At 62.1% G+C, this 20,373-nt stretch carries 19 protein-coding genes; 16 read left to right on the top strand and 3 right to left on the bottom strand.

Annotation, left to right across the window (positions count from 1 at the left end; all coding sequences use genetic code 11):
- Positions 1-61: 61 nt before the first annotated feature.
- Together ACM6J5_RS00950 and ACM6J5_RS00945 are read right to left on the bottom strand one after the other, a co-directional pair.
- On the bottom strand, positions 62-1,348 hold the full coding sequence (locus ACM6J5_RS00950; RefSeq protein WP_414927594.1) for a type II toxin-antitoxin system HipA family toxin: 1,287 nt from the start codon (positions 1,346-1,348) through the stop codon (positions 62-64).
- Positions 1,341-1,658 carry a helix-turn-helix domain-containing protein gene (locus tag ACM6J5_RS00945; RefSeq protein WP_095942191.1) on the bottom strand — a complete coding sequence of 106 codons (318 nt, stop codon included), beginning with the start codon at positions 1,656-1,658 and terminating at the stop codon, positions 1,341-1,343. The genes ACM6J5_RS00950 and ACM6J5_RS00945 overlap by 8 nt, the downstream gene beginning before the upstream one ends.
- Before the next feature lie 322 nt (positions 1,659-1,980).
- Between ACM6J5_RS00945 and ACM6J5_RS00940 the strand changes: the two genes are divergently transcribed.
- The 15 genes from ACM6J5_RS00940 (at position 1,981) to ACM6J5_RS00870 (ending at position 17,466) form a co-directional block, all read left to right on the top strand.
- Positions 1,981-2,652 carry a GntR family transcriptional regulator gene (locus ACM6J5_RS00940; protein WP_224789992.1) on the top strand — a complete coding sequence of 224 codons (672 nt, stop codon included), beginning with the start codon at positions 1,981-1,983 and terminating at the stop codon, positions 2,650-2,652.
- A 114-nt stretch (positions 2,653-2,766) separates the two neighbouring features.
- Positions 2,767-3,699, top strand: coding sequence for a 4-hydroxyproline epimerase (locus tag ACM6J5_RS00935; protein ID WP_414927593.1), 933 nt, complete (start codon positions 2,767-2,769; stop codon positions 3,697-3,699).
- Positions 3,696-4,811 carry an NAD(P)/FAD-dependent oxidoreductase gene (locus tag ACM6J5_RS00930; RefSeq protein ID WP_414927592.1) on the top strand — a complete coding sequence of 372 codons (1,116 nt, stop codon included), beginning with the start codon at positions 3,696-3,698 and terminating at the stop codon, positions 4,809-4,811. Before ACM6J5_RS00935 ends, ACM6J5_RS00930 begins: the two co-directional genes overlap by 4 nt.
- Positions 4,804-5,040, top strand: coding sequence for a 2Fe-2S iron-sulfur cluster-binding protein (locus ACM6J5_RS00925; protein ID WP_007994312.1), 237 nt, complete (start codon positions 4,804-4,806; stop codon positions 5,038-5,040). The genes ACM6J5_RS00930 and ACM6J5_RS00925 overlap by 8 nt, the downstream gene beginning before the upstream one ends.
- Positions 5,037-6,293 carry an FAD-dependent oxidoreductase gene (locus tag ACM6J5_RS00920; RefSeq protein ID WP_414927591.1) on the top strand — a complete coding sequence of 419 codons (1,257 nt, stop codon included), beginning with the start codon at positions 5,037-5,039 and terminating at the stop codon, positions 6,291-6,293. The genes ACM6J5_RS00925 and ACM6J5_RS00920 overlap by 4 nt, the downstream gene beginning before the upstream one ends.
- A 74-nt stretch (positions 6,294-6,367) precedes the next feature.
- Positions 6,368-7,117, top strand: coding sequence for an AraC family transcriptional regulator (locus ACM6J5_RS00915; RefSeq protein ID WP_095942197.1), 750 nt, complete (start codon positions 6,368-6,370; stop codon positions 7,115-7,117).
- 318 nt (positions 7,118-7,435) lie between these two features.
- On the top strand, positions 7,436-8,254 hold the full coding sequence (locus ACM6J5_RS00910; protein ID WP_414927590.1) for a transporter substrate-binding domain-containing protein: 819 nt from the start codon (positions 7,436-7,438) through the stop codon (positions 8,252-8,254).
- Between the two features lie 10 nt (positions 8,255-8,264).
- The gene (locus ACM6J5_RS00905) at positions 8,265-10,043 is read left to right on the top strand and encodes an aconitase X (RefSeq protein ID WP_414927589.1); all 1,779 of its coding nucleotides are present in this window, start codon (positions 8,265-8,267) and stop codon (positions 10,041-10,043) included.
- On the top strand, positions 10,036-10,701 hold the full coding sequence (locus ACM6J5_RS00900; protein ID WP_095942198.1) for an amino acid ABC transporter permease: 666 nt from the start codon (positions 10,036-10,038) through the stop codon (positions 10,699-10,701). Before ACM6J5_RS00905 ends, ACM6J5_RS00900 begins: the two co-directional genes overlap by 8 nt.
- Positions 10,702-10,711: 10 nt before the next feature.
- Positions 10,712-11,362 (top strand): amino acid ABC transporter permease, encoded by a 651-nt coding sequence (locus tag ACM6J5_RS00895; RefSeq protein ID WP_150672477.1) that lies wholly within the window; start codon positions 10,712-10,714, stop codon positions 11,360-11,362.
- Complete coding sequence (locus ACM6J5_RS00890) at positions 11,355-12,077, top strand: amino acid ABC transporter ATP-binding protein (RefSeq protein WP_095942200.1); 723 nt, start codon at positions 11,355-11,357, stop codon at positions 12,075-12,077. The genes ACM6J5_RS00895 and ACM6J5_RS00890 overlap by 8 nt, the downstream gene beginning before the upstream one ends.
- 115 nt (positions 12,078-12,192) lie before the next feature.
- Positions 12,193-13,221, top strand: coding sequence for a trans-3-hydroxy-L-proline dehydratase (locus tag ACM6J5_RS00885; protein ID WP_414927588.1), 1,029 nt, complete (start codon positions 12,193-12,195; stop codon positions 13,219-13,221).
- A gap of 126 nt (positions 13,222-13,347) precedes the next feature.
- Complete coding sequence (locus ACM6J5_RS00880; protein ID WP_095942202.1) at positions 13,348-14,265, top strand: dihydrodipicolinate synthase family protein; 918 nt, start codon at positions 13,348-13,350, stop codon at positions 14,263-14,265.
- Positions 14,266-14,337: 72 nt separating this feature from the next.
- Positions 14,338-15,732 (top strand): fosfomycin efflux MFS transporter AbaF, encoded by a 1,395-nt coding sequence (gene abaF, locus ACM6J5_RS00875; RefSeq protein ID WP_150672475.1) that lies wholly within the window; start codon positions 14,338-14,340, stop codon positions 15,730-15,732.
- A 153-nt stretch (positions 15,733-15,885) separates the two neighbouring features.
- A complete protein-coding gene (locus ACM6J5_RS00870; RefSeq protein WP_414927587.1) occupies positions 15,886-17,466 on the top strand; it encodes an aldehyde dehydrogenase (NADP(+)) in 1,581 nt (526 codons plus the stop codon).
- A gap of 258 nt (positions 17,467-17,724) precedes the next feature.
- Here the strand turns inward: ACM6J5_RS00870 and ACM6J5_RS00865 are convergent, their stop codons facing one another.
- Positions 17,725-18,732, bottom strand: coding sequence for an Ldh family oxidoreductase (locus ACM6J5_RS00865; RefSeq protein WP_414927586.1), 1,008 nt, complete (start codon positions 18,730-18,732; stop codon positions 17,725-17,727).
- A 376-nt stretch (positions 18,733-19,108) separates the two neighbouring features.
- On the opposite strand from ACM6J5_RS00865, the gene mexE reads away from it, so the two are divergent.
- A complete protein-coding gene (gene mexE, locus ACM6J5_RS00860) occupies positions 19,109-20,362 on the top strand; it encodes a multidrug efflux RND transporter periplasmic adaptor subunit MexE (protein ID WP_095942206.1) in 1,254 nt (417 codons plus the stop codon).
- Positions 20,363-20,373: the final 11 nt, after the last annotated feature.

Genomic DNA, 20,373 nt, shown 5'->3' with positions numbered 1-20,373 from the left:
GACCCTATGTGCTCGAAGCACGCGGCAGCTTCAATCATGAGAGTCGCCGTTGCTCCGACCTTCAACGGCGACCGCTGCCCGCGTGAGCGTGGTGTAACCGAGCGACGTTCTGATCGATGCGGCCCTGGATCGTACGCAAAGTGTCTTGAGTAATAACCTGGGGGTATAGGCTCTCGGCGATGGTTGCAAACCGGCTCGCTACATCACAAATGCCGTCAATCACTCTGCCTGCAGCGTCCGGGGGCACCTCGGCTTCCTCGGCAAGCCGAAGCATTTGCGTGCGGGAAATCGACAGGGCCTCCCCCATCACATCCATCTGGTGATAGCCACCTGGCCCCTCGCAGAAGGTCACGTCGTAAGCCGGCGACAGTCTCCACTGACCGTTTTGCGACATGATGTAGGCAAAGTTCTTGGGATGATCGTCTCTGTTGTTGAACGCAACATTGAAGACGGCACGTTCGAAGGCCACCGCCATCCCTCGCACGTCGTTGGTACACATCTGTGTTGCCCGCAAGAAGTTGACATAGTCCAACACCCCCGGAGACCGGTAATTTGCCCCCGTAAAGGCCGCGAGGCTTTGCATGGGTATGCGCAGACCATCCCGGCGGTCAAATCGCTTACTGGCAAACGCTGCCAACCCATTAGGCAGACTGAAGTAGTGTGTGTCAGGGGTCTCGATACCGCACATGCGCAGGCACTCGGCGTAGACCATCTCAATAGCACACACCTCGGCATGTTCTTCTTTGGCCGGGAACTTGATCAACCATGCTTCAAAGTCCGGCGTGACGGCAGTGGTAAACCCGCCAGTTTCGGGATCGCGATAGACCAGGGCCTTAGGCCTTGCACCTTGAGGCGAGCCGCCCACCAGCAGCAACCTCTGCAGGAACTCGCCACCGTCTCCATGGAGCACTTCCTGCACTTGGGCGGCAAGCTGTTCCAGCGGGATGTGGACTTCAGCTTCCTGACCTTCGGGTGCCACGGGCTCAAACGTCATGGCGCCCATCGCATTGCTACCGATGTAGGCCAGCCGTTCCAGTGAGCCGATGCGCGCCGTGGTGAGCCCGCGGCGCCTGAACATACGGTCCATCAGCAACATGCCCCAGCCATCCGGCAACGAGTCGTAAACAGGCCCTGGCAAGTACAGTTGGTGGTCTGGAAAATCTCGGCGCAACTGAGTCCCCTCCAACGGCAACATGTAGGAGGACAGTTCCAAGCCCCTTTGCCTGGCTTCATTGCTGTACTCGAACACGATCAGCGGGCGACCGGTCAGGGCGGTGGTGGAGACCAACGTGCCCCATTGCCATCGCTCCCCCCAGCCCTCGTAGAAGACGTTCACCTGCTCAAGCATTACCGGACTTCCTCTTTGTACGGAGACGATTGGCGCTGTTTTCGTAGCGCCGAATATCCTCGATGCTTTCCAGCTTTGGCAGGAACAGGCCTTCGAGCTCCTTGGCTCGGCCAAGGGCCATCGCCACCCGGACAACGTTCTCGAACCCGACATTGCGCCCGGCTTCAAGGTTGGACACGGTGTTGGTGCCGATGCCGGCACGCCCGGCCAAGTCGGCTTGTGTCATGTCCAGCGCCAAGCGCTCTGTGCGCAAGCGAGCGCAGAGGCGCTTGACGACCTCACTCGGCTTGCTGAAGCTTAAATCCAACATAGTGTGTACCCAGCCCATTCTGTGCGAGTTAGCTCCCAAAATTATAGAATTAACGCCAAGTCCCATCAAGTTGCGTAAATCCCTTATTTTGTGTCTTATCGCTTATTTTATAGATTTAGCCACGGTTTACTGGACTTACCTATCATCAAGCCCAAGGGGAAGGACGCCCCCGGATGGAGCTAACTTTTGGCGGCCGTTCAGAATCGTAGTGTTCCCGTTTTGTTGTAGCGGGTTGCAGGACCGACACCGACGTCGAACCGGAGAAGATCAGCAAAAGAATTTCGTATACCCTAGCGCTATCTCACTCCACATGACCGCCGCCGTGAACCTGACCAAACTCAACGCACCCGACCTTGGTAACACGCCTTCGACTTCGGAAATCATCACCCGCCATCTGCGGGATGCGATTGTCGCCGGGCATTTTGCCGAGGATGAGCCGATCCGCCAGGACGACATCGCCCGCCAGTTCAATGTCAGCAAGATCCCGGTGCGCGAAGCCCTCAAGCGGCTGGAGGCTGAAGGGTTGGTGATGTTCCAGCGCAATCGCGGGGCGATGGTCACGCGGGTTTCCGATGCGGAACTGGCGCAGATGTTCGAAGTGCGGATGTTGCTGGAGGACAAGATTCTGCGCCTGGCCATTCCGAACATGACCGAAGAAACCTTCGCCCGTGCCGAGCGCATCTGTCAGGAGTTCATCGGCGAGGACGACGTGGGGCGCTGGGCCGAGCTCAACTGGGAGCTGCATTCCTGCCTGTACGAGCCGGCGCAGCGACCGTTTCTGGTGAGTCTGATCCGTTCGGTCAACGACAAGCTGGAGCGTTATCTACGCATGCAGATGAGCTTGTCGGCCGGTAAGGAACGGGCCGATCACGAACACCGCGAGATCCTGGCGGCCTGCCGCGCCGGGGATGTGGACCTGGCGGTGAAGCTTCTGGACGAGCACATTGCCGGCGTCTGCACGACCCTGTTCGAGCACCTGCCCCACACCCACTGACCGCTGTGGACGCTGTGCCGATTTCGTCATCGACACAGACTAAATCCATCAAGCCGACACCCCGCCGCACGGGCCACTCTTGCGTTCACTCAACCGAATGGACGTGGCCCTCCCATGAAACGCATCTGTGTGATCGACTCCCACACCGGCGGCGAACCGACCCGCCTGGTGACCGCCGGCTTTCCTGACCTGGGCACTGGCAGCATGGCCGAACGGCGCAGGGTATTAGCCGAACAGCATGATCAATGGCGCGCCGCCTGTGTGCTGGAACCACGGGGCAGTGACGTGCTGGTGGGTGCCCTGCTCTGCACGCCGGTGGACCCTGGCGCCTGTGCCGGGGTGATTTTCTTCAACAACACCGGTTATCTGGGCATGTGCGGCCACGGCACCATCGGCCTGGTGGCGTCGTTGGCGCACCTGGGCAAGATCGGCCCCGGTGTGCACAGCATCGAAACGCCGGTGGGCACGGTGCAAGCAACCCTGCACGAAGACCATTCGGTGAGCGTGCGCAACGTGCCGGCCTACCGTTATCGCAAGGCGCTGGCGGTGCAGGTGCCGGGTATCGGCCAAGTGGTCGGTGATATCGCTTGGGGCGGCAACTGGTTTTTCCTGATCGCCGAGCATGGCCAGCGGGTGGCCGGCGACAACCTCGAAGCGCTGACCGCCTACACCTTCGCCGTGCAGCAAGCACTGCAAGCCCAAGGCATTCGCGGTGAAGACGGCGGCTTGATCGATCACGTCGAGTTGTTCGCCGATGACGATCACGCCGACAGCCGCAACTTTGTGCTCTGCCCGGGCAAAGCCTATGACCGTTCGCCCTGCGGCACCGGCACCAGTGCCAAACTGGCCTGCCTGGCGGCCGACGACAAGTTGCAACCGGGGCAGATCTGGCGCCAGGCCAGCGTCATCGGCAGCGAGTTCGAGGGTTCCTACGAACTGCAGGGTGAGCGCATCGTGCCGACCATTCGTGGTCGCGCGTTCATCAGTGCCGAGGCGAGCCTGATCATCGAACAGGACGACCCGTTCGCCTGGGGCATTCGTCCATGAACGAGGGCCAGGTGGCCGATGTGATCGTGATCGGCGCCGGCATTATCGGCGCCGCCTGTGCCCAGGCGCTGGCCCGTCGCGGCTTGCAGGTACTGGTGCTGGACGCCGGCCTGCACGGCGCCACGGCCGCCGGCATGGGCCACTTGCTGGTACTCGACGACAACCCCGCCGAACTGGCCCTGAGCCAATATTCGTTGCAGCGCTGGCGCGAACTGGGCGCGGACCTGCCCGACAGCTGTGCCTACCGCTGCAACGGCACGCTCTGGCTGGCGGCGAATGCAGAAGAAATGGCAGTGGCCCACAGCAAGTTCCTGAATCTGCAAGCCCAGGGCGTGGCTTGCGAACTGATCGGCGCCAGTGCCCTGCGCCAGCGCGAACCGGAACTGAGCGAAGGACTGGAAGGCGGCTTGTTGATCAATGGCGACGGCATTCTATACGCCCCGGCGACGGCCGGATGGATGCTCGAAACACCGAACATCCGCCAGCGCCGGGCACGGGTCAGTGCGGTCGACGGCAACCGCGTCTGCCTCGATGACGGTCACTGGTTGAGTGCCGATGCCGTGGTGTTGGCCAACGGTATTCAAGCCAGCGAGCTGTGCCCGGAATTGCCCATCGAGCCGAAAAAAGGCCACTTGCTGATCACTGACCGCTACCCCGGCAGCGTCACTCATACGCTGGTGGAACTGGGTTACGTCACCAGTGCCCACAACGCCACGGGGCCGTCGACCGCCTGCAATATCCAGCCGCGCCCCACCGGGCAACTGTTCATCGGCGCCTCGCGGCAATTCGGCACCACCGACCCGCAGGTCGAAGGCTGGATGCTCGCGAAAATGCTCAAGCGTGCCGCCGAGTACATGCCGGGGCTGGCCCGGCTCAATGGCATCCGTGCCTGGACCGGTTTTCGCGCCGCCAGCCCCGACGGCTTGCCGCTGGTGGGCCAACATCCACAACGTCAAGGCTTGTGGCTGGCAGTCGGTCACGAAGGACTGGGCGTAACCACCGCCCCCGGCACCGCCGATTTACTGGTGGCGCAACTGTTCAACGAAACCCCGCCACTGGCCGCACAACCCTATCTGCCCCAGCGTTTTCTCGGAGAACCGGTCTATGCCTGAATTGTTGCTGGACGGCCACGCCCTGAAAGTCGCCGAAGGCACCAGCGTCGCCGCGGCCCTGGCGTTGGCCAGTGACGGCTGCACGCGCACCTCGGTCAGCGGTCAGCGCCGTGCGCCGCTGTGTGGCATGGGCATTTGTCAGGAATGCCGGGTGACCATCGATGGCCGGCGTCGCCTGGCTTGCCAGACCCTGTGCCGTGACGGCATGCAGGTGGAGACTCGCCCATGAATGAATACGCTGATCTGTTGATCATTGGCGCTGGCCCTGCCGGGATGAGCGCCGCCCTTGCCGCCGCCCCCAGCGGCGCCCGCATTGTCATGCTCGACGACAACCCGTTGCCGGGCGGGCAAATCTGGCGCGACGGCCCTCAAGCCAACGTGCCCGGTCAGGCCCGGCGCCTGCGCGAGCGTCTGGCGTCGTGCAACAACATCCGCCATCACGCCGGTACTCGGGTGATCGCCGCCCCCGGCGCGAAACAACTGCTGGTGGAAGATGACGACCATGGCTGGTTGATCAGTTACGACAAGCTGATTCTGTGCACCGGCGCCCGTGAATTGCTGCTGCCCTTCCCCGGCTGGACCCTGCCGGGTGTCACCGGTGCGGGTGGTTTGCAGGCGCTGATCAAGGCCGGTTTGCCGGTGCAGAACGAGCGCGTGGTGATCGCCGGCAGCGGCCCGCTGTTACTGGCCAGTGCCGCCACCGCCAAACGGCATGGCGCGCAAGTGCAACGCATCGCCGAACAAGCCAGCCGTAGCGCCGTCGCCGGTTTCGCCGCGCAACTGCCGCGCTGGCCCGGCAAATGGCTGCAATCGTTCAGTCTGTTCGACCACCATTACCGCACCGCCACCCACGTATTGGCCGCGCTCGGCACCGACCGAGTGGAAGGCGTGCGCCTGCAACAACAAGGCAACATCGTCGAACTGGAATGTGATCGGCTGGCCTGTGGTTTCGGGTTGATTCCGAATATCCAGTTGGCTCAGGCACTGGGCTGCGCCATCGAAGATCAAGCCATCGCGGTGGATGCCTGGCAGGCCAGCAACCGCGCCGATCATTATGCGGCGGGCGAATGCACAGGGTTCGGTGGCAGTGAGCTGGCCTTGGTGGAAGGTGCGATTGCCGGCCACGCTGCAGTCGGCAATCTGCAAGCCGCCAGGCAATTGTGGCCGCGCCGGGCGCACTGGCAGGGTTTCGCCAAGGCGCTGAACAGCGCGTTCGCCCTCGACCCGCGACTCAAGTCCCTGGCCCGCCCCGACACCCTGGTTTGCCGTTGCGAAGACGTGCCCTACGCGGCATTGACCGGTCACTCTGACTGGCGCGAAGCCAAACTCGCCAGTCGCTGCGGCATGGGCGCCTGCCAGGGCCGGGTGTGTGGCGGTGCGGTGCATCACCTGTTTGGCTGGCAACCTTCGGCACCGCGTCCACCCTTCAGCCCGGCGCGGATCGAAACCTTGATGTCCCTGGACGATACCCCGCCAGCGTGATGACCACGCCGGGGGTTTCGGCCACGCTGCCGAGTCTCTATGATCCCGGGGGTCACCCTCAGACCCCCGGCGCCATGTATCCCTCGCTCACCACCTTTAAACCTTGCGATCTGCCGACGCTGCTGAACAGCCTTCAGCCCATCGCGCCGTTGCTCGATACCCTGTCGGACGTGGTGTTTTTCATCAAGGACGGCGAGGCCCGCTACGCCTTCGTCAACCAGACCCTGGCCCGGCGTTGTGGTTTCAAACACAGGGACGAGCTGCTGGGGCGCACCGCCGAAATGGTCTTTCCGGAACGCTTCGGTCCGCTGTACACCGAGCAGGATCGGCGAGTGCTGTCCAGCGGTCGCGAACTGGCCGATCAGCTGGAGCTGCATTTGTATTATGGCAATCAGCCGATCTGGTGCCTGACCCACAAACTCGCCTTGAAGGATGAACAGGGTCGAATCGTGGGTCTGGCCGGTATCTCCCGCGATCTGCAATCGCCGCAGTCGAACCATCCGGCGTTCCAGAAACTCGCCGCCGTGGATGCCCATATCCGCCGCCACTTCGCCCGCGCCATCAGCCTCGCCGAACTGACCGCCATCGCTGGCTATTCCGTGGCGCAATTGGAGCGGCACTGCAAACGGGTGTTCCAGCTCACCCCACGGCAAATGATTCACAAGGCGCGCCTGGAAGAAGGTTCGCGGTTGTTACTGCACACCGAGTTGCCGATCACCGAGATTGCCTTGCGCTGTGGTTACACCGACCACAGTGCCTTCAGCCGGCAGTTTCGGGCGCTGACCAGTTTGTCGCCGAGTCAGTATCGCGATAATCAGCGTTAGGCGGGAGATGAAGAGTGATCTTTCGGGCCTCATCCACCATAAAACCCGCAATGATCCGATAAACCGGCACGCACCTCTGGCCTGCCAGTGTTCCCTAAAGGTGCGCCCACACACCCATTGCTCCCATCTGTAACACTGCCATCGTTTGCCCAGGCTTCCACTCTCCCGCCCGTTGCTCCCCCGCAAGACCTCTACTGCAAGGCCTGACGATTTATTCACTGCTAAAACTGGAATCGGGCACGTTGATTGCTATTGTTAATATCGTATACGAAATCCTCAATACGATAATCAACAACACTTCACATCAACGAGGCCTCTATGAAAACCCCCGCATTTGCCGTAGCCCTCAGCGCTGTTCTCAGTACTTCTTTCATCGCCACTGCCCAGGCCGACAAGCTCGACGACATCATCGGTTCGGGCAAGCTGCGCTGCGCCGTGACCCTGGACTTCCCGCCCATGGGTTTTCGCGATGCCAGCAACTCGCCGGCCGGCTTCGATGTGGACTATTGCCGCGACCTGGCGAAGATTCTCGGGGTCGAGGCCGAAGTGGTGGAAACGCCGTTCCCGGATCGCATTCCGGCACTGGTCTCCGGGCGGGCTGACGTGATCGTCGCATCCACCTCCGACACCCTCGAACGCGCCAAGACCGTTGGCCTCACCGTGCCCTACTTTGCCTTCCAGATGGTGGTGCTGACCCGCGACGACACCGGCATCAACGGCTTCGACGACCTCAAGGGCAAAGCAGTGGGCAACACCAGCGGCACCTATGAGGCCATCGCCCTGGAGAAAGACGTGAAGAACTGGGGTTCGGGCAGTTTCCGAGCCTACCAGTCGCAGAGCGATACCCTGCTAGCTGTCGCCCAAGGCCACATCGATGCCACTGTGGTCACCAACACCGTGGCCGCCGCCACCCTCAAGTCGGGCAAATACAAAAACCTGAAAGTCGCCGGTAACGCCCCGTACGTCATCGACTACGTGTCCCTGGGTGCCAAACGCAGCGAGTTCGGCCTGCTCAACTACCTCAACCTGTTCGTCAACCAACAGGTGCGCACCGGTCGCTACAAGGAGTTGTTCGTTAAATGGGTCGGCACCGAGATCCCGCCGACCAACCTGACCGTGCCTCAGGTCTACTACTGAGATGTCCGGCATGCCTGGGCCAATTTCTCTGACCGGGCGCAGCCTGGTGGCGGGTGCCGCGCAAGGCGCCCTGCTGTTCGCCGATGTCGGCTTGAGCTTCTGGGGCGGCGTCGATCCCTGCACGGGTGAAGTCATCGACCGCCATCACCCGCTCAGCGGCCAACACCTGGCCGGCCGCGTGCTGGCGATTCCCAGTGGTCGCGGCTCGTGCACCGGCAGCAGTGTGTTGATGGAACTGATCAGCAACGGCCATGCACCGGCGGCATTGGTGCTGGCCGAAGCCGACGAGATCCTGACCTTGGGCGTGCTGGTGGCGCAGACCATTTTTGCCCGTTCCCTGCCGGTGCTGTGCATCGGTGAGGAGGCCTTCGCCGCCTTGCGCGGCCAGGCCTTCGCCCGGGTCGAAAATACAACGCTGAGCCTGTTCGATCACCTGCCGGGCGACGCCTGGCAGGCGCTTGACAGCCCATTACCAAACACTGACAGCACTGTCTCGATCAGGCTCACCGAGCACGATCGGGCGCTGCTCGATGGCCGGCATGGCAAGGCCGCGCAAATGGCCATGCAGATCGTCCTGCGTATGGCCGAACTGCAGGGTGCCGACCACTTGGTGGATGTCACTCAAGCACACATCGATGGCTGCATTTACACGGGACCGGCGAGCCTGCGCTTTGCCGGGCAACTGGTGCAATGGGGAGCAAAAGTGCGAGTGCCCACCACCCTCAATTCAATTTCCGTCGACCAGCGCCGTTGGCGCGAACTGGGTATCGACCCGGCACTGGGTGAACCGGCCAGTGCCTTGGGCGATGCCTATATGGCGATGGGCGCACAGCTCAGTTTCACCTGCGCGCCGTACCTGCTCGACACTGCACCGAAGGCTGGCGAGCAAATCGTCTGGGCCGAATCCAACGCAGTGGTCTACGCCAACAGCGTGCTCGGTGCACGCACCCTGAAATATCCGGACTACCTGGACATCTGCATCGCCCTCACCGGTCGCGCCCCGCTGATCGGCTGCCACCTGGACGCGCAACGCAAGGCCCGGTTGCTGATCGAGTTGCCTGCCCTCGGTGAACTGGACGATGCCTTCTACCCGCTGCTGGGTTACCACATGGGTGCCCTGGCCGGCAGTCGCGTGCCGCTGGTGCTGGGACTGGAAAAACGCAAACCGAGCCTGGACGACCTCAAAGCCTTTGGCGCGGCCTTCGCCACCACCTCTGCGGCACCACTGTTCCACATCGCCGGGGTCACCCCGGAGGCCATTGACCCGGCGCAGGTGCTGGATGCGGACACTTGCATTGCCGTGGAAAAAATCCGCCTGGAGGACCTGCTGTCGAGTTGGCGCGAACTCAACAGTGCTCGCGATAACCGGGTGGATGTGGTGTCGCTGGGTAACCCGCACTTTTCCCTCAGCGAGTTCGCTCACCTGGCGCGTCTGTGCCGGGGACGACAAAGACACCCGGATGTGGTGCTTGCCATCACCTGCGGCCGTGCCGTGTTGGAGCAGGCCCGCGAGGCCGGGCACATCGCCGTGATCGAAGCGTTTGGCGCGACCCTGATCACCGACACCTGCTGGTGCATGCTCGGCGAGCCCGTCATCCCCCTGGCGGCTAAAACCCTGATGACCAACTCGGGCAAATACGCCCACTACGCACCGGGCCTGGTCGGCCGCCAGGTGCACTTCGCCAGCCTTGCCGAATGCGTCGACGCCGCCTGCACCGCAACGGCCAGCGGACGTTTGCCGGCCTGGTTACAACCTGCTGCCCTACTGGAGAGCCCTGCGCATGTTTGACTACAGCTTCCAATGGCGCTCCGCCCTGCGCGCCCTGCCGGACATGCTGGCCGGTGCCATCGTCACCTTCGAAACCGCCGCGCTGTCGATGATCTTCGGCGTGCTGATCGCCTTGGCCCTGACGGTGATGCGCGAGGCCAAACACCCCTTACTGCGCGGGTTCGGCAACGGTTGGGTATCGATTGCCCGCAACACCCCGTCGCTGTTCCAGATCTACATCCTCTACTTCGGCCTCGGCTCGCTGAACCTGCACGTCAGTTCCTGGTTCGCCCTGCTGGCCGGGATCACCTTCAACAATGCCGGGTATCTGGCGGAGAACTTTCGCGGCGGCCTCAAGGCCGTGCCGAACACCCAGGTGCGTGCGGCGCGTTCCCTCGGCATGAGTGCCTTCCAGGCCTACAGGATGATCATCGTCCCGCAACTGCTACGGATCGTGTTCTACCCGTTGACCAATCAGATGGTCTGGGCGGTGTTGATGACGTCGCTGGGGGTGATCGTCGGGCTGAACAATGACCTGACCGGTGTGACCCAGGAATACAACGTCAAAACCTTCCGCACCTTCGAGTATTTCGCCATCGCAGCGGTGCTGTATTACTTGATTGCCAAGGCGATCGTCGCGGCAGCCCGGCTGATGGCCTGGCGGTTGTTCCGTTACTGAGGAGCTGTCCATGTTTTCCACCGATTTTTCCTCGAATGACCTGATGTTCCTGCTCAACGGTGCGTGGGTCACGATGCAGCTGACGTTCTGGTCGATCATTCTCGGCTCCTTGGCCGGGTTGTTGTTCGGCCTGCTGCGGGCCTTGTTGCCACGGGCCAGCCTGCCGTTGGCCTGGGTGCTGGACGTGTTTCGCAGCGTGCCGTTGCTGATCCAGTTCGTGCTGTTCAACTCGCTCAAAAGCATCGTCGGCTTGAACATCAGCGCCTTCAGCGTCGGCTGCATTGTGTTGGGGGTTTACGCGGCGGCGTACTTCACCGAGATCGTGCGTGCCGGCGTGCTGGCGGTGCCGTTCACCGTGCGCCGGGCCAGCCGTTCGTTGGGGCTGAGCTTCTTGCAGGACTTGCGCTGGATCGTCCTGCCGATGGCCACCCGGGTGGCGTTCCCCGGCTGGCTGAACCTGGTGCTCGGTGTCATGAAAGACACCGCGCTGGTGATGTGGATCGGCATCGTCGAACTGCTGCGCGCCTCGCAAACCATCGTCACCCGCATCCAGGAACCGTTGCTGGTGCTGTGCGTCGCGGGTCTTATCTACTACGTCATGAGCCTGGTGGTCGCACGCCTGGGCGCTCGTCTGGAAAGAAGGTGGCAAGAAAATGATTGAGATCGACAACGTACATAAATCCTTCGGCAACCTCGAAGTGGTCAAGGGCGTCAACCTGACGGTGAACAAGGGCGAAGTGGTGTCGATCATCGGCGGCTCCGGCTCCGGCAAATCGACCTTGCTGATGTGCATCAACGGCCTTGAACCGATCCAGAAAGGCAACATCCGCGTTGACGGCGTCGAGGTCCATCACAGCGCCACCGACCTCAATCGCCTGCGGCAGAAAATCGGCATTGTGTTCCAGCAATGGAATGCCTTCCCGCACCTGACGGTGCTGGAAAACGTCATGCTCGCGCCGCGCAAGGTGCTGGGCAAAAGCAAGGCTGAAGCTGAAGAACTAGCGGTGAAGCAACTGACCCACGTCGGTCTGGGCGACAAGCTCAAGACCTTCCCTGGCAAGCTGTCCGGTGGACAGCAACAACGCATGGCCATCGCCCGCGCCCTGGCCATGTCACCGGACTACATGCTGTTTGACGAAGCCACCTCGGCCCTCGACCCGCAGTTGGTCGGTGAAGTGCTGGACACCATGCGCATGCTCGCCGAAGACGGCATGACCATGGTCTTGGTGACCCACGAAATCCGCTTTGCCCGGGACGTGTCCGACCGTGTGGCGTTCTTCCGCAATGGCCTGGTGCATGAGATTGGGACGCCGGATCAGGTGATTGGCAATCCGGTGCATGCGGAAACAGCGGCGTTTCTCAAATCGGTGAAATAACTAACGGCCCGATCGCGAACAGGCTCACTCCTACAGGGTTAGCGGTGCATATCGAACAGTGTAGGAGCGAGCCTGCTCGCGATGAGGCCCGCACAGACAAAACAAGGATCAGACCATGCGCTCATCAAAAGTTATCCACGTCGTCAGCTGCCACGCCGAAGGCGAAGTCGGCGATGTGATCGTCGGCGGTGTCGCCCCGCCGCCCGGCGCCACCGTGTGGGAACAGTCGCGCTGGATCGCCCGGGACGAAACCCTGCGCAATTTCGTCCTCAACGAACCCCGCGGCGGCGTGTTCCGCCACGTCAACCTGCTGGTCCCGGCCAAAGACCCACGGGCGCAGATGGCCTGGATCATCATGGAACCGGCGGACACCCCGCCGATGTCCGGTTCCAACTCGTTGTGCGTCGCCACCGTGTTGCTCGACAGCGGCATCCTGCCCATGACCGAGCCGCAAACCCGCCTGGTACTGGAAGCACCCGGCGGCCTGATCGAAGCCGTGGCCGACTGCCGGGATGGCAAGGTGCAACGGGTGGAAGTGAAAAACGTGCCGTCCTTCGCTGACCGCCTGGATGCGTGGATTGAAGTCGAAGGTATTGGCTCGCTGAAGGTTGACACCGCTTATGGTGGCGACAGTTTCGTGATTGCCGATGCCAAAGGCCTGGGTTTCTCCATCCGTCCGGATGAAGCGGCCGACCTGGTGGCGGTCGGGCTGAAAATCACTCGAGCGACCAACGACCAACTGGGCTTCGTGCATCCGTTGAACCCCGAGTGGTCGCACATTTCCTTCTGCCAGATCGCCGCGCCCATTGTCCATGAGAACGGCATCGCCACCGGCGCCAATGCGGTGGTGATTCAACCGGGCAAGATCGACCGCTCCCCCACCGGCACTGGTTGCTCGGCGCGCATGGCGGTGTTGCAGGCCAAAGGCTTGATGCAGGTTGGCGAGCGCTTTGTCGGCCGTTCCATTATCGGCTCCGAGTTCCACTGCCGCATTGATTCGCTGACCGAAGTCGCCGGCCGCGCCGCGATTTACCCGTGCATTTCCGGCCGGGCGTGGATCACCGGCACCCACCAATTGCTGCTCGACCCAAGCGATCCGTGGCCACAAGGCTATCGCCTGTCCGACACTTGGCCCGGCGCCTGATCACGCAATCCCTGAACCCCCAGACCAACGGCCAGTAAAACCCCCTGAAAACCCAAAAAAGCACTAGCCGAGCTTTGTCATTTTAAATATCGTATACGAAATACAATTAACAAACCGGAGGCAACAATGAGCAAGCGCATTAACTGGAGTGGCGTCTTCCCTGCAGTGACCACTCAATTCAACGATGACTACTCAATTAACCTGGAAAAAACCCATCAGGTGATTTCCAACGTAATCCGCGACGGCGTGTCGGGCCTGGTGGTCTGCGGCTCGGTGGGAGAGAACACCTCGCTGACCGCCGAAGAGAAAATCGCCGTGACTGAGGTCGCTGTCGATGCCGCCCGTGGTCGCGTACCGGTGATCTGCGGCGTGGCCGAGTTCACCAGCCTACAAGCGGCCAAGGTCGCCAATGCCGTACGCCGGGTCGGCGTCGATGGCGTGATGCTGATGCCGGCGCTGGTCTACGGTTCCAAGCCGTTCGAGACCGCCGAGCATTACCGCTACGTGGCGAAAAACGCCGACGTGCCGCTGATGGTCTACAACAACCCGCCTATCTATAAGAACGACGTCACCCCGGACATCCTGATTTCCCTGGCCGACTGCGACAACGTGGTGTGCTTCAAGGATTCTTCCGGCGACACCCGCCGCTTCATCGACGTGCGCAACGAAGTCGGTGACCGTTTCGTGCTGTTCGCCGGCCTCGACGACGTGGTGCTGGAAAGCATCGCCGTGGGTGCCGAAGGTTGGGTCTCGGGCATGTCCAACGTGTTCCCGAAAGAAGGCGAAACCATCTTCCGCCTGGCCAAGGCCGGACGTTTCGCCGAAGCCATGCCGATCTACGAATGGCTGATGCCGATCCTGCACCTCGATGCCCGTGCCGACCTGGTGCAGTGCATCAAGCTGTGTGAAGCCATTGCCGGTCGCGGCAGCGCCTTGACCCGTCCGCCACGCCTGGCCCTGCCGGAAGCCGACCGAGTATTCGTCGAGCAGATCATGGCCAAGGCATTGGCCAACCGCCCGGAACTGCCGGACGTCGGTCTCTGAGTGATTGCCGGGCGGGCCTTTACCGGCCCGACCCGGCTGCCCGTTTTTTGCGTCTCAACAAGGTACGTCAGCATGTCGAATCCTCAACACACGCAAAGCGCAACCACACCCTCGGGACTCAAACGCGTAGTGGCCGCCGCCATGGCCGGCACAGTCGCCGAATGGTATGAATTCTTTCTCTACGGCACCGCCTCGGCATTGGTTTTCGGCAAGCTGTTTTTCCGCCAGACCGACAGCCCCATCGACGGCATCATCGCCGCCTTCGCCTTGTACGCGGTCGGCTTTCTCGCCCGGCCGTTGGGCGGTCTGGTATTCGGTCACTACGGTGACAAATTCGGCCGCAAACGCCTGCTGCAACTGAGCCTGGTCGTGGTCGGCATCACCACCTTCCTGATGGGTTGCCTGCCTGGCTTCGACCAGATCGGTTACACCGCGCCGGTGTTGCTGGTGCTGTTGCGGTTGATCCAGGGCTTCGCTTTCGGTGGCGAATGGGGCGGCGCGATTCTGCTGGTGTCCGAACACTGCCCGGACAATCGTCGGGGCTTCTGGGCCAGTTGGCCGCAAGCCGGGGTGCCGGCCGGCAACCTGGTGGCCACGGTCGCCCTGCTGCTGTTGTCGTCGAACCTGTCGGAGCAACAGTTCCTTGCCTGGGGCTGGCGCGTGGCGTTCTGGTTCTCGGCGGTAGTGGTGTTGATCGGTTACTGGATTCGCACCAGCGTCGATGACGCGCCGATCTTCAAGGAAGCCCAGGCCCGTCAGGCACAGACCAAACAGCAACAGCTCGGTGTGGTGGAGGTGCTGCGTCATCACTGGCGTTCGGTGCTGGTGGGAATCGGCGCACGCTTTGCCGAGAACATCCTCTACTACACCGTGGTGACGTTCTCGATTACCTATCTGAAACTGGTGGTGCACAAGGACACTTCGCAAATTCTGCTGCTGATGTTCGGCGCGCACCTGGTGCACTTTTTCCTGGTCCCGCTGATGGGCTATCTGTCGGACATCGTCGGGCGCAAGCCGGTGTACCTGACCGGCGCGGTACTCACAGCGTTCTGGGGTTTCATCGGTTTCCCGATGATGGACACCGGCAACAACTGGCTGATCATGGCCGCCATCACCCTGGGCCTGGCCATCGAGTCGATGACTTATGCGCCTTACTCGGCACTGATGGCTGAAATGTTCCCGACCCACGTACGCTACACCGCTCTGTCCCTGTGCTACCAGGTGGCGCCGATCTTCGCCGGCTCCCTTGCACCACTGATCGCCATCACCTTGCTCAACAAGTACCACAGCTCGACTCCGATCGCCTGGTATCTGGTGGGCGCCGCGCTGATTTCCGTGGTGGCTGTCGGCCTGACCCGCGAGACCCGTGGCAAGTCATTGCGCCAGGTGGATGCCGAGTCGGCGGCGCGGGTTGCTGCGCTGGACCCAGCCCCGACTGGCCCACGCCGGGCCGATTCTCTGGCCTGAGTAAATCCCTGCAGGAGCGAGCTTGCTCGCGATGGACGTCAACGATAACGCGTGTTGTGTGAATGGAAACGTTGTCCTTGCGTTTTTCGCGAGCAAGCTCGCTCCCACAGAGGTTTTGTGTTGCTACCCCACTTTTCGACAGGAGCTTTTTTGATGTCTGAGATCCTTGGCCACAACTACATCGGCGCAGCGCGCAGCGCCCTCGGCGGCATCATCCTGAACAGCCATGACGCCAGCACCGGCGAAGCACTGCCCTACTCTTTCGTGCAAGCCACTGCGCAAGAAGTCGACGCGGCCGCCCAGGCCGCTGCAGCCGCCTATCCAGCCTTTCGTAATTTGCCGGCGACGCGCCGGGCGGAGTTCCTTGAAGCCATCGCCGCGCAACTGGATGCCCTGGATGACGAGTTCGTTGCCTTGGTGACCCGTGAGACCGCCCTGCCCAGCGCCCGGATTCAGGGCGAGCGCGGGCGCACCAGCGGCCAGATGCGTCTGTTCGCTCAGGTCCTGCGTCGGGGCGATTTCTACAGCGCGCGCATCGACCGTGCCCTGCCGGAGCGTCAGCCGCTGCCACGGGTTGACCTGCGCCAGTACCGGATTGGCGTCGGCCCGGTGGCCGTGTTCGGCGCCAGCAATTTTCCATTGGCCTTTTCGACTGCTGGCGGCGATACCGCAGCGGCCCTGGCCGCCGGTTGCCCGGTGGTGTTCAAGGCCCACAGCGGGCACATGGCAACCGCCGAATGCGTGGCCAATGCGATCCTGCGCGCCGCCGAGCAGACCGACATGCCCAAGGGTGTGTTCAACATGATCTACGGCGCGGGTGTCGGTGAAGCGCTGGTCAAGCACCCGGCGATTCAGGCCGTCGGGTTCACCGGCTCGCTCAAAGGTGGCCGTGCCCTTTGCGACATGGCCGCCGCACGGCAACAACCCATCCCGGTGTTTGCCGAGATGAGCAGCATCAATCCAGTGTTGGTATTGCCCGAAGCCTTGCGTGCGCGCGGCGAGAAAATCGCCGGTGAACTGGTGGCATCGGTGGTCCAGGGTTGCGGGCAGTTCTGCACCAATCCGGGGTTGGTCATTGGTATTCGCGCCCCTGAATGGACGGCGTTCACTGCACGACTCAGCAACCTGATGGCCGAACAACCGGCGCAAACCATGCTCAATGCCGGTACCCTCGGCAGCTATGAAAAAGGGCTGCGGGCCTTGCTCGAGCATCCGGGCGTGACACACCTGGCGGGCCACGACCAGCAGGGTAATCAGGCGCGGCCGCAACTGTTCAAGGCCGACGTCAGCCTGCTGCTCAATGGGGATCCGCTGCTACAGGAAGAGGTGTTCGGGCCGACCACCATTGTCGTTGAAGTGGCGGACAAGGTTGAGCTGCGCCAGGCCTTGAACAGCTTGCACGGGCAACTGACGGCGACATTGATTGGCGAAGCATCGGATCTTCAGACCCATGCGGACCTGCTGATACTGCTGGAACAAAAAGTCGGCCGGGTACTGTTCAACGGTTACCCCACCGGGGTCGAAGTCTGCGATGCCATGGTCCATGGCGGGCCTTACCCTGCAACCTCCGACGCCCGTGGCACGTCGGTTGGCAGCCTGGCCATCGAGCGATTCCTGCGGCCGGTGTGCTACCAGAACTGCCCGGACGCCTTGCTGCCCGACGCCTTGAAAAACGCCAACCCGCTGGGGATTGCACGGCTGGTGGATGGCCGCAGCCAACGCGACCCGGTTTAACAACACGACCTTCTGTGGGAGCGAGCCTGTTCGCGATGGCGGTGTGTCAGGCGATGTGGATGCTGGATGTACCGGCCCCTTCGCGGGCAAGCCCGCTCCCACAGGTTCAGTGGCTGTATGCAAAATCTGCGAACTATTCAAATTACTGTGGGAGCGAGCCTGCTCGCGATAGCGGTATGTCAGTCGACGAAAATGTTGAATCTGATGCCCTCATCGCGAGCACGCTCGCTCCCACAGGAGTGGGCGCACCCATTCCATTCAAGCCAGCAGTGCTTTCAGGTCGTTGTACAGCGCCTCGGGAATTTGCACGCCTTCCACCAGGCTGCGTACCCGCGCCGCGTAACGTCGTTGCGACGGTAAGCGTGCGCCCTGCCCTTCAATGCCCTGGAACAACGTTTCGGCCCGGGCCAAATGTTCTTCAGTGGCGTCCCCCAGAAAGCGCCGAGGGTCCAGGGCGATGATCAACTCGCCATGGTACGGCGACGACTTGCTGCCCCCGTCGTAAGCCAAAGACTCGGCACTGGTCAGGTCACCAATCAGCGGCCCGGCAATCAACTCCACCATCGCCGCCAGCGCCGAACCCTTGTGCCCGCCGAACGTCAGCATCGCACCGCTGTCGAGCACCACGTTGGCGTCGGTGCTCGGCTGGCCTTGGGCGTCGACGCCCCAACCTTCGGGAATCGCCTTGCCGGCACGCCGGTGCAGTTCGATATCACCACGGGCAATCGCGCTGGTGGCGAAGTCGAACACAAACGGATCTTGCCCCGCACGCGGCCAACCGAAGGCAATGGGATTGGTGCCGAACACCGGCAATCGTCCTCCAGCCGGCGCCACCCAGGCGTGGCTCGGATTACACGCCAGTGCCACCAGACCGGCAGCCGTCAGCTGCTCGATCTCCACCCACAGCGCCGAGAAATGTACACAGCGGTTGATTGCCAACGCCGCAATGCCATTGGCCCGGGTTTTCTGCGCCAGCAACGGCAACCCCGCCTGAAACGCCAACTGCGAAAACCCACCGCCAGCATCCACCCGCACAATCGACGGCGCCTGGTCGATCACCTGTGGCTCGGCATCGGCTGACACCTTGTCGGCCCGCAGGGAATTGACACACCCCAGGATCCGGTACAAACCGTGGGAGGCGCAGCCATCACGTTCGCCAGCAAGCACCGTCGCCGCCACCGCTTGTGCATGGGCCAGATTAAAACCGTTGTGCAACAAGATCGATTCGGCCAACTCACGGGCTTCGATCAGGGTCAGTCGGATCATGGTCATCTCCTTGGGCAGACCGGTCAGAGTGGTCTATCCGAGGCGTCATGGCTTGATGGGTTTGGGCATTGGCGGTGACGAAATTGGCACAACGCAGGCAGTCGGACTCCGTTAAATCAATGGCTGATGAGATCCAGTGTAGGAGCGAGCCTGCTCGCGATAGCCGCAACACGGTCCCAAGTCTGACTATTGCATCCAATGCAACACACAATTGTCATCAATCCAGTTGATGAAGACCGAACGCAAGGCGCAGGCTAGAGGGCTGGCTTGGGTCTTATATCATTCCGAATGATAGTTACCTTCGCCCCATTCGATTCGTGAGATCCAAACCCGCCGCGCATCATTCGCCAATCTCAACACATTGGCGGATGCATCCATGGAACAGTCACTCAAACATTTGCGCTTCCCGTTGGCTCTGTTGGCCGTAATGGTGATCAGTGCGTGCGGCAAGGCCCCGGAATCCGCCGCCAGCATGCCAGCGGCCAAGGTCAGCGTGGCCAAGGTGCTGGAACAACCGGTCAACGAGTGGGACGAATTCACCGGCCGCCTCGAAGCGCCGGAAACCGTCGAGATTCGTCCACGGGTCTCCGGCCAGATCGATGAAGTGGCGTTCACTGAAGGCGCCCTGGTCAAGAAAGGCGACCTGCTGTTCCAGATCGACCCGCGTCCGTTCCAGGCTGAGGTCCGCCGCCTCGAAGCCCTGGTTGCACAATCGCGCGCCAATGCGACCCGTAGCGAAAACGAAGCCCAGCGCGGCGAGCGCCTGCGCACCAGCAACGCCATTTCCGCAGAACTTGCCGATTCGCGTACCAGCGCCGCCCAGGAAGCCCGCGCCGCCGTCGGTGCCCTGCAAGCGCAACTGGACCTGGCCAAGCTGAACCTGAGCTTCACCCGCGTGACGGCGCCAATCAGCGGCCGCGTCAGCCGTGCGGAAATCACCGCCGGCAACCTCGTCACCGCCGACACCACCCCGCTGACCAGCGTGGTCTCCACCGACAAGGTGTACGCCTACTTCGACGCGGACGAGCGTGTGTTCCTCAAGTACACCGAGCTCGCTCGTCAGGGCAAGCGTGGCGCCACCACCCCGGTCTACATGGGCCTGTCCAACGAGGACGGCAACCCGCACCAGGGCGTGATGAACTTCGTCGACAACCAGGTCAACCCCAAGACCGGCACCATCCGTGGTCGCGCCGTGTTCGACAACAGCGACGGCAGCTACACCCCGGGCCTGTATGCACGCCTGAAACTGGTGGGCAGCGGCACCTACAGCGCCATGTTGATCAACGATGAAGCCGTCGGCACCGACCTGGGCAAGAAGTTCGTGCTGGTGATGGATGCCGACAACAAGACCGCCTACCGCGCGGTGGAGCTCGGTCCGAAGATCGAAGGCCTGCGCATCGTGCGCAACGGCCTGAACAAGGACGACACCATCATCGTCAAGGGCCTGCAACGGGTACGCCCTGGTTCACCGGTCACCCCTGAAGTGATTCCGATGGCCAGCGAACAAACCCTCGCGGCACTCGCACAACAACGCCAAGCGCTGGAAGCCAGCAACCTGCCTCAAGTCGCGCCTGCCAGGGTTGCGCCGGGCACGGCTGTGAAACTGGCTGCCACGACCCCACGCGGTTAAGGGATTTTTAC

The organism is Pseudomonas sp. IT-P74, from assembly GCF_949768175.1.
Taxonomy (GTDB): Bacteria; Pseudomonadota; Gammaproteobacteria; order Pseudomonadales; family Pseudomonadaceae; genus Aquipseudomonas.
This window is presented reverse-complemented; position numbering and strand designations above follow the sequence as displayed.